This window comes from Lentzea chajnantorensis (assembly GCF_054300775.1).
Window position 1 is genome coordinate 7,782,048 of sequence record NZ_JBSDZT010000002.1, and the last position, 12,839, is coordinate 7,794,886.

Annotated in this window: 14 protein-coding genes; 6 read left to right on the plus strand and 8 right to left on the minus strand. The window is 70.0% G+C overall.

What is annotated here, in order from left to right; translation table 11 throughout:
* Window positions 1–19: 19 nt before the first annotated feature.
* The 3 genes from dapF to ACVDFE_RS37150 are packed head-to-tail and all read right to left on the minus strand — an operon-like array spanning window position 20 to window position 2,408.
* Window positions 20–835 (minus strand): diaminopimelate epimerase, encoded by an 816-nt coding sequence (dapF, locus tag ACVDFE_RS37140; RefSeq protein ID WP_458433728.1) that lies wholly within the window; start codon window positions 833–835, stop codon window positions 20–22.
* Window positions 823–1,731, minus strand: a complete 909-nt coding sequence (miaA, locus tag ACVDFE_RS37145; protein WP_458433729.1) for a tRNA (adenosine(37)-N6)-dimethylallyltransferase MiaA — start codon at window positions 1,729–1,731, stop codon at window positions 823–825. The genes dapF and miaA overlap by 13 nt, the downstream gene beginning before the upstream one ends.
* Entirely contained in the window at window positions 1,728–2,408 is a 681-nt protein-coding gene (locus ACVDFE_RS37150; RefSeq protein WP_458433730.1) for a class III extradiol dioxygenase subunit B-like domain-containing protein, read from the minus strand. The genes miaA and ACVDFE_RS37150 overlap by 4 nt, the downstream gene beginning before the upstream one ends.
* Window positions 2,409–2,578: 170 nt before the next feature.
* On the opposite strand from ACVDFE_RS37150, the gene ACVDFE_RS37155 reads away from it, so the two are divergent.
* Window positions 2,579–3,931, plus strand: a complete 1,353-nt coding sequence (locus tag ACVDFE_RS37155) for a DUF349 domain-containing protein (RefSeq protein WP_458433731.1) — start codon at window positions 2,579–2,581, stop codon at window positions 3,929–3,931.
* Window positions 3,932–4,086: 155 nt separating this feature from the next.
* Here the strand turns inward: ACVDFE_RS37155 and ACVDFE_RS37160 are convergent, their stop codons facing one another.
* Together ACVDFE_RS37160 and miaB are read right to left on the minus strand one after the other, a co-directional pair.
* Window positions 4,087–4,554: an Rv2732c family membrane protein gene (locus ACVDFE_RS37160; RefSeq protein ID WP_360398476.1), complete on the minus strand. Its 468-nt coding sequence runs from the start codon at window positions 4,552–4,554 to the stop codon at window positions 4,087–4,089.
* Window positions 4,551–6,035 (minus strand): tRNA (N6-isopentenyl adenosine(37)-C2)-methylthiotransferase MiaB, encoded by a 1,485-nt coding sequence (gene miaB, locus ACVDFE_RS37165; RefSeq protein ID WP_458433732.1) that lies wholly within the window; start codon window positions 6,033–6,035, stop codon window positions 4,551–4,553. Before miaB ends, ACVDFE_RS37160 begins: the two co-directional genes overlap by 4 nt.
* A 169-nt stretch (window positions 6,036–6,204) precedes the next feature.
* On the opposite strand from miaB, the gene ACVDFE_RS37170 reads away from it, so the two are divergent.
* Window positions 6,205–7,122, plus strand: a complete 918-nt coding sequence (locus ACVDFE_RS37170) for a TAXI family TRAP transporter solute-binding subunit (RefSeq protein ID WP_360398478.1) — start codon at window positions 6,205–6,207, stop codon at window positions 7,120–7,122.
* An 84-nt stretch (window positions 7,123–7,206) separates the two neighbouring features.
* Here the strand turns inward: ACVDFE_RS37170 and ACVDFE_RS37175 are convergent, their stop codons facing one another.
* From ACVDFE_RS37175 to ACVDFE_RS37185, 3 genes are all read right to left on the minus strand, one after another.
* Window positions 7,207–8,322: a sensor histidine kinase gene (locus ACVDFE_RS37175; RefSeq protein ID WP_458433733.1), complete on the minus strand. Its 1,116-nt coding sequence runs from the start codon at window positions 8,320–8,322 to the stop codon at window positions 7,207–7,209.
* Between the two features lie 19 nt (window positions 8,323–8,341).
* Window positions 8,342–8,593 carry a hypothetical protein gene (locus ACVDFE_RS37180; protein WP_458433734.1) on the minus strand — a complete coding sequence of 84 codons (252 nt, stop codon included), beginning with the start codon at window positions 8,591–8,593 and terminating at the stop codon, window positions 8,342–8,344.
* Between the two features lie 72 nt (window positions 8,594–8,665).
* Window positions 8,666–9,343 carry a response regulator transcription factor gene (locus ACVDFE_RS37185; RefSeq protein WP_065913426.1) on the minus strand — a complete coding sequence of 226 codons (678 nt, stop codon included), beginning with the start codon at window positions 9,341–9,343 and terminating at the stop codon, window positions 8,666–8,668.
* A 159-nt stretch (window positions 9,344–9,502) separates the two neighbouring features.
* Here ACVDFE_RS37185 and ACVDFE_RS37190 point away from each other — a divergent pair, with 159 nt between their 5' ends.
* The 4 genes from ACVDFE_RS37190 (at window position 9,503) to ACVDFE_RS37205 (ending at window position 12,763) form a co-directional block, all read left to right on the plus strand.
* The gene (locus ACVDFE_RS37190) at window positions 9,503–10,231 is read left to right on the plus strand and encodes an amino acid ABC transporter ATP-binding protein (RefSeq protein WP_360398608.1); all 729 of its coding nucleotides are present in this window, start codon (window positions 9,503–9,505) and stop codon (window positions 10,229–10,231) included.
* Window positions 10,232–10,271: 40 nt separating this feature from the next.
* On the plus strand, window positions 10,272–11,171 hold the full coding sequence (locus ACVDFE_RS37195) for a glutamate ABC transporter substrate-binding protein (protein ID WP_360398482.1): 900 nt from the start codon (window positions 10,272–10,274) through the stop codon (window positions 11,169–11,171).
* Between the two features lie 78 nt (window positions 11,172–11,249).
* Window positions 11,250–11,897, plus strand: a complete 648-nt coding sequence (locus tag ACVDFE_RS37200; protein WP_360398484.1) for an amino acid ABC transporter permease — start codon at window positions 11,250–11,252, stop codon at window positions 11,895–11,897.
* Window positions 11,894–12,763, plus strand: coding sequence for an amino acid ABC transporter permease (locus ACVDFE_RS37205; RefSeq protein ID WP_360398486.1), 870 nt, complete (start codon window positions 11,894–11,896; stop codon window positions 12,761–12,763). The genes ACVDFE_RS37200 and ACVDFE_RS37205 overlap by 4 nt, the downstream gene beginning before the upstream one ends.
* Window positions 12,764–12,839 lie beyond the last annotated feature (76 nt).

Here is a 12,839-nt window from a genome sequence, read left to right on the forward strand (position 1 = left end):
TGATATATCGGATATCGCCCTAGGCGAGGGCATCCCACCACGACTTGTCGAGCTCACCGCGTGCCACGAACACCGCGGGACCGGTGAGTGTCGACGTCGTCGGCTCGATCGTGACGGTGACCTGGCCGCCGAGGACGTCGACGGTGGCCGAGCCGGTCGTCCTGCCCTGACCGGCGAGCCACGACGCGACGGCCGCGACGGTGCCGGTGCCGCAGGAGCGGGTCTCGCCGACACCGCGTTCGTGTACGCGCATCTTCAGCGCACCGCGGGTGGTGCCGCCGGAGCCGGCGTCGAGGACGTTGACCAGCTCGACGTTGACGCCGTGCGGGAACATCACCGGGTCGTGGCCGGGCGGGACGGTGAGGTCGAAGCCGTCGACCGGGACGTCGGTGACGCAGGCGAGGTGCGGGTTGCCGACGTCGACCGCGAAGCCGCCGATGCCGTGGCCGTCGACCGCGGCGATGGAGGTGCCGGTGACGCGCGCCGGGCCCATGTCGTTGGTGACCGAGCCGTCCGGGTGCGTGGTCACGGTCCGGTCCCCCGCCCGCGTGGCGACGACGAACGTGCCCTGCGGCTGGTGGCCCGCGTCGACCAGGTAGCGGGCGAAGACGCGCAGGCCGTTGCCGCACATCTCGGCGATGGAGCCGTCGGCGTTGCGGTAGTCCATGAACCACTGGCCGTCGGTCCGCACGACGCGCAGCACGCCGTCCGCGCCGAGGCCGCGCTGCCGGTCGCACAGCGCCTGCACGCGCGCCACCGTCAGGTCCAGCCGGTCGTCGAGGTCGGGCAGGACGACGAAGTCGTTCTCCGTGCCGTGCCCCTTCAGGAACTCCACGGCACCAGGTTACCGGCGGCCGCCACCAGGTCGGGGCGCGCACCGTCCAACCAGGTGATGCGCTGGTCGCGCCGGAACCAGGACCGCTGCCTGCGCACGAACCGGCGGGTGGCGCGCTTGGTCTCCTCGGCGGCGAAGTCGATCGTGCAGGCTCCGTCCATCGCGGACAGCACCTGCTGGTAGCCCAGCGCCCGCGAGGCGGTCCTGCCGTCGCGCAGGCCGAGCTTCACCAGCGCGCGGACCTCGTCCTCCAGGCCCGCCTCGAACATCAGGTCCACCCGCCGGTCCACGCGCGCGTCCAGTTCGGACACCTCGCGGTCAATGCCGATCTGGACGGTGCCGTAGCGGGCGGGACCGGGCTTGGGCAGGTTCGCCGAGAACGGCTGACCGGTGAGCTCGATGACCTCCAGCGCGCGCACGATGCGGCGGCCGTTCGACGGCAGGATCGCGATCGCGGCGACCGGGTCGAGCTCCCGCAGGCGCCGGTGCAGCACCTCGGGGCCGGCCGAGGCAAGCTCGGCCTCGAACCGCTCCCGCACCGCGTCGTCGGTGCCGGGGAACTTCAGGTCGTCGAGCACGGCCTGCACGTACAGCCCCGAGCCGCCGACGAGGACCGGCGGGCGTCCGGCGGCCAGTAGGCGTTCGACCACGGCGCGGGTCTCGCGCTGGTAGGCGGCGACGGAGGCGGTCTCGGTCACGTCGAGCACGTCGAGCAGGTGGTGCGGGATGCCGCGGCGGTCGGCGAGGGGCATCTTGGCCGTGCCGATGTCCATGCCGCGGTAGAGCTGCAGGGCGTCGGCGTTGACGACCTCTCCCCCGAACCGCTCGGCGAGGGCGACGGCCAGGTCGGACTTGCCGGTAGCGGTGGGGCCGACGACGGCGATCGGACTGATCACGGGCGCTCCCAGACTGCGACGTGGTAGCCCACGCCGAACGGTGCGAAGAACTCGGCGCTCGCGCAGCGCCACGGACCGGGCACGCCGGCGAGGACCTGCCACGCCGCGCGGCCCTGCGCGCCCAGCTCGCGGGCGAGGCCGGGGTCGAGTGCGAGCAGGCCGGCGGTGTCCGCGGCGGCCAGCAGGCGGTGGACGTGCTCGTCGAACGGTCCCGAACGCTCGTCGTCCGAACCGGGTGAGCGCGGGCCGTGACGGGTGGAGCCGTCGCCGAGGACGAGCAGACCGCACTCCTCGTCCGCGAGCTGCCGTCCGAACGAGACGCAGTCGGCCGCGGACCAGCCGGGCGGGACGAGCTCGACGCGTGACACCTCGACCGCGCAGCGTTCCCTCAGCCACCCGGTGACCAGCACCGGCAGCGGCAGCCGGGGGTCGGCGGGAGCATCACCCCCGAGGGTCACCGGCACGTCGACCCCGTAGCCGAGAAAAGTTCCCGACAACGGCGGCCGGTACGTCGCCCGGCCACCGGCGTCGACCGCGACGGCGATCCACGGACCAGGCAACTTCCCTGCCGCCGCAACGGTTGCGGCTCGCACGGAGGCGGTTTCTGCGGCGGCTCCGGCGACCAGTTCTGGCACCAGAAGCGGCGGGTGCGGCACCACCGCGGCACGGGTGATCACGACGAACCAGGCTACCTATCGTGGACTCCCAGTACCGAGTCGAGCCCTGACCTGTTTGAATGCGCGCGGGGAACTGGGGACGGGAGACCCTCCAGCGCCCGTATTGCATCGGCCCCGCCGCTGGCGGGGCGCTCGTGGCTGGCACGGGCGTCAGATGGGAGGAACCGGCGATGTCGGAGCAGGACAGCACACCGGAGACCGTCGCGGTCGCGACCGAGGTCGAGACCGTCACCGAGGTCGAGGGTGGAGTCGAGGAAACGCCGAAGGAGACCGCGGCGGCAACGCCTCCGGCCGTCCCCGTGGCGTCGGACCACCCTGACCGCTGGGGGCGCGTGGACGCCGACGGCACCGTTTACGTGAAGACCGAGGACGGCGAGCGCGTCGTCGGGTCGTGGCAGGCGGGCGAGCCGGTCGAGGGCCTCGCGCACTTCGCGCGCCGGTTCGACGACCTGCGCACCGAGGTCGAGCTGCTGGTGACGCGGCTCGCGTCCGGTGCCGGCGACCCGAAGCACGCCCTGACCAGCGCGAAGCACGTCAAGGAGCAGCTCGCCGAAGCCGCGGTGGTCGGCGACCTGAAGGCGCTGGCCGCCCGCGTCGAGCACGTGCTGGAGCGGGCCGAGGCGGGCATGGAGAAGGCGAAGGAGGCCAAGGAGGCCGCCCGCGCCCAGTCCGTCGCGCGCAAGCAGGCGCTGGTCGACGAGGCCGAGTCGATCGCGAACGAGTCGACCCAGTGGAAGGTCGCCGGCGACCGGCTGCGCCAGATCCTCGACGAGTGGAAGACCATCCGCGGCGTCGACCGCAAGACCGACGAGCAGCTGTGGCGCCGGTTCTCGAAGGCCCGTGACGCGTTCAACCGCCGTCGCGGCTCGCACTTCGCGGACCTCGACCGGCAGCGTTCGGTGGCGAAGTCCTCCAAGCAGTCCCTCGTCGAGGAGGCGGAGAAGCTCGTCGACTCCGACGACTGGGGTGCCACGGCCGGTCGCTACAAGGAGCTCATGGTCGAGTGGAAGGCCGCCGGGCGTGCGCCCAAGGAGGCCGACGACGCGCTGTGGCAGCGCTTCCGCGCCGCGCAGGACGCGTTCTTCCAGAAGCGCTCCGAGGCCTTCAGCGAGCGGGACGCCGAGTTCACGGCCAACGCGAAGCTGAAGGAGGAGCTGCTCGCCGAGGCCGAGACGATCGACCCGTCGGGCGACCTCGAGGCGGCCAGGGCACACCTGTACAAGATCCAGGAGCGCTGGGACGCCATCGGCAAGGTGCCGCGCGAGCGGATTCGCGAGCTCGAGGGCAAGCTGCGCTCGATCGAGGAGAGGGTGCGCGGCGCGGTCGACGCCCAGTGGCGTCGCTCCGACCCCGAGGCCGAGGCCCGCGTGGCGCAGTTCCGCGAGCGCGTGGAGCAGTTCGAGGCGCAGGCCGCCAAGGCCCGTGCCGCGGGCGACAAGCGCCGCACCGAGCAGGCAGAGGCGCAGGCCGCGCAGTGGCGTGAGTGGCTGGCCGCCGCTGAGCAGGCGCTGGCGACCCGCTAGTCAGGTTTGACGCACCGAGGGGCCCCTCCCATGCGGGAGGGGCCCCTCGGTGCGTTCAGCGGGCAATTCGCCAGCGTTGGCTCACGTCGTCGAGGCACTCTCCCGGCCTCCGCGTTCACCTTCGAGGCAAGAGGAAGCCGGGACCGTGCACCCGCTCAGAGCTGCGGCGGGCGGGACGCGGCCATCCGCAGCCACTTCACCAGCAGCACCAGCACGGCGACGACGGCGATGGTCAGGCCGAGGCCCGGACCGGGGCCGATCGTCTTGTTGCTGGTGGTGGTCTGCTGGGTCCAGATCGACAGCACACCGGTGACCGACGCCGCGAACAGGCCCAGCGAGCACACCCACGCGAGCGTCCAGCGGCGCACGGCGAGCGTGAGGCCGGAGCCGACCACGCCGACGCCGAGGGCGAGGAACGCGAACAGGCGCGGCAGGAACGTCTCGGACTCGCCCAGCACGACCTGCAGGCCGGTGTGCTCGCCGACCCACGGCAGGATCAGCGAGACGAGCAGGGCGAGCACCGCGATGGAGATCGTCAGCGCTCCGGTGCCGGGGTCGATGCGGCGGGCGGCGGTGCGTTCCACCTCGTCGATCTCCCTGCGCAGGTACTCCTCGTCGCTCACTGGGCAGCACATCCCGACACGGCGACGGGCAGCGGGGCCGGCTTGCCGAACGACGGCAGGCCCAAGCCGACGCCCTGGGTCTTGGGCTTGAGGCCCGCCTCCGACCGGTCACCCGCCCTGGTGCGGCGCCACGACAGCGGTTCGCCGTCGGCGACCAGGTAGTGCGGGGCGGCATAGGTGACGACGGTCTCGACGACGTCACCGGGGCGCGGTGCGGTGGTGCCGGGCGTGAAGTGCACGAGCCGGCCGTCGCGGGCGCGGCCGCTCATGCGGTGGGTCTCGGCGTCGCGCTTGCCCTCACCGGTGGCGACCAGGACCTCGACGGTGTGGCCGAGCTGCTCGGTGTTGAGCGAGTGGGTCATCTCGTTCTGCACCGCGACGAGGCGGTCGAAGCGTTCCTGCACGACGGCCTTCGGCAGCTGGTCGGGCAGGTCGGCGGCCGGGGTGCCGGGGCGCTTCGAGTACTGGAACGTGAACGCGGAGGAGAACCTGGCCCGGCGCACCACGTCGAGGGTGCCCTGGAAGTCCTCCTCGGTCTCGCCGGGGAAGCCCACGATGATGTCCGTGGTGATCGCGGCGTCCGGCATGGCTGCGCGGACCTTCTCGATGATGCCGAGGTACTTCTCGGTGCGGTACGAGCGGCGCATCGCCTTCAGCACCCGGTCCGAACCGGACTGCAGCGGCATGTGCAGCTGGTGGCACACGTTCGGCGTCTCGGCCATGGCGGCGATGACGTCGTCGGTGAAGTCCTTGGGGTGCGGCGAGGTGAAGCGCACCCGTTCGAGGCCGTCGATCTCGCCGCAGGCGCGCAGCAGCTTGCCGAACGCGAACCGGTCGCCGAACTCGACGCCGTAGGAGTTGACGTTCTGCCCCAGCAGCGTCACCTCCAGCACGCCCTCGTCGACCAGCGTCTGCACCTCGGCGAGCACGTCGCCGGGACGGCGGTCCTTCTCCTTGCCGCGCAACGACGGCACGATGCAGAACGTGCAGGTGTTGTTGCAGCCCACCGAGATCGACACCCAGCCCGAGTAGGCGGAGTCGCGGGCGGCCGGCAGCGCCGACGGGAACGTCTCCAGCGCGTCGAGGATCTCGACCTGCGCCTCCGAGTTGTGGCGGGCGCGTTCGAGCAGCACCGGCAGCGAGCCGATGTTGTGCGTGCCGAACACGACGTCCACCCACGGGGCGCGCCGCACGATCTCGCTGCGGTCCTTCTGCGCCAGGCAGCCGCCGACGGCGATCTGCATGCCGGGCTTGGCCGCCTTCTGCGGGGCCAGGTGCCCGAGGGTGCCGTAGAGCTTGTTGTCGGCGTTCTCGCGCACCGCGCAGGTGTTGAAGACGACGACGTCGGCCTGTTGGTCCTCAGCGGCCCGCTCGTACCCGGCGTCCTCCAGCAGACCGGCGAGCCGCTCGGAGTCGTGCACGTTCATCTGACACCCGAACGTGCGGATCTGGAAGGTCTTCTGAACCTGCACCGTGCTCACACCGACACGATAACGCCTGGTCAGCAGCCCCTCTCCGGCGGACCGGGCGCGCGGGCGCCCACGTCCGCCCTGACCAGGGGTTACCCGTTGACCACCGGTGAGCTGGTGAGACGGCTACCAACCTTTCGTCGGGTGCAGGCGGCGAACGTCCGCGTGGCACGATGCGCTGGTGCTGGGACGAGTGCATGCCGCCGTGAGCCTGCTGGCCGCCGCAACGGTCCTGACGGGCTGCAGCAGCACGCTCGAGGACGTCAAGATCACGATGGCGACCGGCCCGCAGGGCGGCGTCTACTACTCCCTGGGCAATGGCCTGGCCGACGCCTGGAGCGGGCGGCTGGGCATCGCGCGGCCGCAGGTCGTGGTGACGAACGGGTCGAAGGACAACGTGCTGCGCCTGGTCAACAACCAGGCGCAGGTCGGGTTCTCGCAGGCAGACGCCATCGAGGACGTGCCGGGCGGGTCGAAGCTGCGGGCGCTGGCCCGGATGCACGACGACTACCTGCAGGTGATCGTGCGGGCCGACCTGCCGGTGACGCGGTTCGCCGACCTGGCCGGGCTGCGGGTGTCGATCGGCGCCAGGGAGTCGGGTGTCGAGATCATCGCGAACAGCCTGCTGAAGGCGACGAACGTGAAGCCGCAGCAGCAGCTGAACCTCGGCCTGGACGCCTCGGCGGACGCGATGCGGGAGGGCAGGCTCGACGCGTTCTTCTGGTCCGGCGGCCTGCCGACCGGGAGCATCACGCGGCTCACCAGGGACCTCCAGGTGCGGATGCTCGACCTGAAGGACGTGCTGTCGTCGTTCCGCGAGCAGTACCCCGCCTACGGCTCGGCGACGCTGCCCGCGTCCATCTACAACCTGCCGTCCGGCCCGGTCATCACGCTCGTGGTGCGCAACTTCCTGCTCGTCACCGAATCCATGCCCGACGACGTGGCCGAGGCGCTGGTCCGGCAGTTGTTCGAGGCGCAGCCGGACCTGGTGAAGGCGCATTCGGCGGCGCGCACGATAGAGCAGCGGTCGGCGATCGAGACGTCGCCGGTGCAGCTGCACCCCGGTGCGGTCCGGTACTACCGCGACTTCAAGGTCTGAGCAGCAGCAACGCAGCTCCGCGATATCCAATATCCGATGTTCTAAATATTGGATATCGGATATCAGCTGCCCGTATATCGGATATCAGATGGCCGGTAGCTCGATCACGACCTTCAAGCCGCCGTCCTCTGGCGACTCCAGGCGGACGGTGCCGTTCACGCGTTCGACCACCAGCCGGACGATCGACAGCCCCAGACCGGAGCCGGGAACGTTCTGGTGGGCGGGGCTGCGCCAGAACCGGTCGGTCGCCCGGTCCAGTTCGTCGGGCTGCAACCCGGGGCCGTGGTCGGCCACCGACAGGCGGACGACGTCGCCTTCCTTGCGGACGTCGACGATGACGAGCGTGCCCTCCGGGGTGAACTTGAGGGCGTTGTCGAGCAGCGCGTCGAGCACCGTCTCGACGCCGCGCGGCGGGGCGAGGGCCATGCCGACGGGCTGGCCGTCGAGCACGAGGTGCACCTCCTTCGCGGCCGCGGCGGCCTGCCACGCGGACAGCCGGGCGGCCACGGACCTGTCGACGTCGACCGGCACCGGGTCCACCGAGCTCGACTCGGTGCGGGCCATGGCGAGCAGCTCGTCGAGGATGCGGTTGAGCCGGTCGGTCTCGCTCAGCGCCTCGACCTGGTGCACCTCGGCCTCGGCGTCGACGTGTCCCTCCAGGTTGGACAGTCGCAGCTTCAGCGCGGTCAACGGGTTGCGCAGCTGGTGCGAGGCGTCGGCGACGAAGGCGCGTTGCGCGGCGAGCACATCGCTGACGTTCGCGGCCATCTGGTCGAACGACCGGCTGAGCTGGCGCAGCTCCGGCGGACCGCTCTCGGCCCCCACCGGCGGCACCGGGCGGCCGGCCACGACGGCGGCGAGGAGCTTGCCGGTGGCGTCGTCAAGTGCCTGCACCGGGCGCAGCGTCCAGCGGACCACGGGCAGCGCCAGCAGCACCGCGAGCGCCAGCACCAGCAGGCTCGCCGCGAGCAGCAACGCCCACCAGGCCAGGATCTCGAAGCGGGTCTTCGACGTCGGCGAGAACGTGATCACCGCCCCGCGCACCTCGCCGTCGACCAGCACCGGCTCGGCGAGCACAACCTGGGTGTCGCTCCACGGCATGAAGAACGGCGGCGCCACCGGCAACCGGCCCGCCAGCGCCTTGCCGATCAGCTCCTGCACCGCCGGGTCGCCCAGCGCGAGGTCGCTGCGCGAGGCCACCAACGGCACCGTCGGCGCGTCACGGGCGACGACCGCGACGCCGATGCCGTAGATGTCGTCGTAGCGCTGGAAGCTCGGGCAGCATCAGGTGCGGCCGGTCGTCGATCAGCGGTCCCTGCGCGAGCGAGGCGAACCGGCTGGTGTCGGTCAGCCGGTCGAGGAACATCTCCTGCTGCTCCGCGGTCGCCACGCCACGGCCCAGCGGCACGCCGAGACCGACGAGCACCAGCACGATCAGGGCGAGCACCACGCCCAGCAGTCGAGACCTCACGGTGGGTCACCCAACCGCGACGGGACGCACCCGCGAAAGACGCGGCGACCCAGATCACACCAACTCACGCGCTCACGACACCTGACCCAGCCGGTACCCGACCCCGCGCACGGTCTCGAGCAGCGCGGGCCGGCCCAGCTTGGTGCGCAACGTCGCGACGTGCACGTCCAGTGTCCTGTTCGCACCCGACCACGTCCGCCCCCACACCTCGGCGAGGATCCGCTCCCGCGTGCACACCGCCCCGCCGGCCGCCATGACGAGCGCGAGCACCTGGAACTCCTTGCGCGAAAGAGCCACGGATTCACCCGCCACGGTGACCTCGTGGCGGCCCAGGTCGACGCGGACGTCGCCGGTCTCGAACACCTCCGTCGACGACGAGCCGGGCGCGACCGGGTCGGCACCGCGGCGGCGCCGCACCGCGTGCACCCGCGCGACCAGCTCCCCCACGTCGTAGGGCTTGACCAGGTAGTCGTCGGCCCCCGCGTGCAGGCCGAGGATGCGGTCGTCGATCTCCCCGCGGGCGGACACCACGATGATCGCCACGTCCGAGGCCGCTCTGATGGCACGGCACAGCGTCACGCCGTCCATGTCGGGCAGGCCCAGGTCGAGCAGCACCACGTCGACGCCCGCGAGACGGTCGAGGGTGCCGCGGCCGGTGGCCTGCCGGTCCACGTGGAAACCCCGTCTGGTCAGGGCCGGTACCAGCGCCTCCGCGACCCGGTCGTCGTCTTCGACCAGCAGCACGCGCACTTTCGCTACCTCCCGGGCAACCGATGTCTGCCTGTGACAGAGTTGAGACCCTAAGTCTTGCTCAATGCCCTGGACTGCTGTGGTGGCGGACACCTAGGTTTCCGCCAACGCCGACGACCCCTCATGGAGGACTGGATGACTGCCGCCTCTACCCCGCCGATGATCCGTGTGGCGGGTGTGGACAAGTTCTTCGGCCCGCTGCACGTGCTCAAGAACGTGCAGCTGGAGGTGCCGAAGGGGCAGGTCGTGGTCGTGCTCGGGCCGTCGGGTTCCGGCAAGTCGACCCTGTGCAGGACCATCAACCGCCTCGAACCGATCGACTCCGGTGTCATCGAGGTGGACGGCCAGCCGCTTCCCGCGGAGGGCAAGGAACTGGCTCGCCTGCGTGCCGACGTGGGCATGGTGTTCCAGTCCTTCAACCTCTTCGCGCACAAGACCATCGTCGAGAACGTGATGCTCGCGCCGGTCAAGGTGCGCAAGACCCCGGCCGCGGAGGCCCGCAGGACCGCGATGGAACTGCTCGAGCGCGTCGGCATCGCGAACCAGGCCGACAAGTTCCCGGCTCAGCTCTCCGGTGGTCAGCAGCAGCGCGCGGCGATCGCCCGTGCGCTCGCGATGAAGCCGAAGGTGATGCTGTTCGACGAGCCGACCTCCGCTTTGGACCCCGAGATGGTCCAGGAGGTGCTCGACGTCATGACCGGCCTCGCGAAGGACGGCATGACGATGCTCGTGGTCACCCACGAGATGGGCTTCGCCCGCAAGGCCGCAGACCGGGTGATCTTCATGTCCGACGGTGAAGTCGTCGAGGATTCCACCCCGGAAGAGTTCTTCTCGGCCCCGAAGTCCAACCGCGCGAAGGACTTCCTTGGCAAGATCCTGACTCACTAGTAGTCAGCTCACTTTTCGAACGAATGGCAGGAGAAGGACGATGAGGGTTCGCGCCCTTACGGCGGTACTGCTGGCGGGTGGCCTCGCCCTGACCGCGTGTGGCAAGGAAGGCACCGGCACCGACACGGCGGCGGCACCCGCCGGCGTCTTCGAGGTGGCCAAGGACGTCAAGGTCGAGGGCTCGCCGACGTTCGACAAGATCAAGTCGCGTGGTTCGCTGGTGGTCGGCGTCAAGGAGGACCAGCCGGGTCTGGGCTTCAAGGACCCGACGACCAACAAGTACACCGGCTTCGACATCGACATGGCGAAGCTGATCGCGGCGCAGCTGGGCTTCGACCCCGCGTCGAAGGTCGAGTTCAAGACGATCCAGTCGGCCGCCCGCGAGCAGGCGATCATCAACGGGGACATCGACTACTACGTCGGCACGTACTCGATCACCGCCGCCCGCAAGGAGAAGGTGTCCTTCGCCGGCCCGTACTACATCGCGGGCCAGGACCTGCTGGTGAAGAAGGACAACTCCGCCATCACCGGTCCGGACACCATCAAGGACAAGAAGGTCTGCTCGGTCACGGGCGCGACGCCGGCCAAGAAGCTGCGCGAGGACAAGCTGGTCCAGCCCGACACCAACGTGGTCGAGCTGCAGAGCTACTCGCTGTGCGTCACGAAGCTGCTCGACGGTGAGATCGACGCGGTCAGCACCGACGACGCGATCCTCAAGGGCTACGCGGCCGCCGAGCCGGACAAGCTGAAGGTCGTCGGCAAGACGTTCTCCACGGAGAAGTACGGCATCGGCCTGCCGAAGGACGACAAGGCGCTGCGCGACAAGGTCAACGAGATCCTCGAGAAGTCGCTGTCCGACGGCAAGTGGGACGACATCTACAAGAACACGCTGGGCAAGTCGGGCTCTGAGGGCAAGCACCCGACCCTCGAGAAGTACTGACGTTCCTCTGTGGCCGGTGGACTCGCACGGCGGGTTCACCGGCCGTTCCATTGACGACGGACGACGGCAAGGAAATCGATGGGCGTCCTCACCCGCAATCTCGACCTCTTCGTGGCTCACTTCGGGGAAACGCTGCGGCTGTTCGCGTTCTCCGCGGTGATCTCACTGCTGGCCGGTGTCTTCCTGGCCATGCTGCGCGTCAGCCCCGTCCCGGTGTTCCGCGGGGTCGGCACGCTGTACGTCACGGTGGTGCGCAACACCCCGCTGACCCTGGTGTTCGTGTTCTTCGTGTTCGCGTACCCGTACCTGGAGATCATCAAGTTCGAGTTCTTCACCGCCGCTGTCGTGGCGCTGTCGATCTACACCTCGGCGTTCGTCTGCGAGGTGGTCCGGTCGGGCATCAACACGGTGCCGGTCGGCCAGGCTGAGGCGTCCAGGGCGCTGGGGCTCACGTTCACCCAGATGCTCGGCAGCATCGTGCTGCCGCAGGCCATGCGGTCGGTCGTCCCGCCGATGGTGAGCACGTTCATCGCCCTGCTGAAGAACACCACCGTCGCGGCGGGCTTCTCGGTCCGGGAGGCGGGTGCCATCCGCGACGCGCTGTCGGAGGCCGGTGAGAGCACGCTGGTCGGCATGCTGTGGGTCGCCGGCATCTTCGTCCTGCTGGTCCTGCCGCTGACGTTCCTGCAGCGGGTTCTCGAAAAGCGCTGGAGCGTGGCCCGATGACCACCGTCCTCTTCGACGTCCCCGGTCCGCGGGCCAGGGTCCGGCACCGGCTGCTCGCGGTCGTCGGCATCGCCGCGATCGTCGCGTTCCTCGGCTACGTGATCTGGCGCTTCATCGACACCGGCCAGTTCGAGGGCCGCAAGTGGAGCTGGATCGAGTACAAGCAGATCCAGATCTCGCTGGTCGAGGCACTCGGCCGCACGCTCAGCGCGTTCGCGGTCGGCGCGGCGCTCGCGCTCGTGTTCGGTGCGGTCTTCGCCGCGGCCCGGCTGTCGGACCACCGGTGGGTCAGCGCTCCCGCCGCCGTGGTCGTCGAGCTGTTCCGGGCGATCCCGCTCGTCATCATGATGTTCTTCTTCTACTACGGCCTGCCGGCGACGGGCGTGAAGCTCACCGCCTTCACGTCCGTGGTGCTGAGCCTCATGCTGTACAACGGCTCGGTGCTCGCCGAGGTGTTCCGCGCGGGCATCAACTCGCTGCCCAAGGGGCAGGCGGAGGCCGCGTACGCGCTGGGCATGCGCAAGACGCAGGTGATGGTGTTCGTGCTGCTGCCGCAGGCGTTGCGGGCGATGATGCCGACCATCATCAGCCAGCTCGTCGTGCTGCTGAAGGACACCGCGCTCGGCTTCCTCATCACGTTCGAGGAGCTGCTGTACTGGGGCCGTCAGATCGGTGGTCAGCTGCAGTTCGGCCGTCCGCTGATCCCGACGATGATCGTGGTCGCGGCCACCTACATCGGACTGTGCCTGTTGCTGACGTGGTTCGCGAACTACCTGGAGAAGCGCAACCGCCGCAACAAGAAGGTCATCGCGCTGGAGAACGACAAGGCGGAGCTGGTGGTCATCGGGAACGACCACCAGGCTTGACGCCGGGCTGACCGGAACGGGGCGTGTCCACTTCGGACGCGCCCCGTTCGCGTCTCCGCGAGCCGGGGCTGGTCAG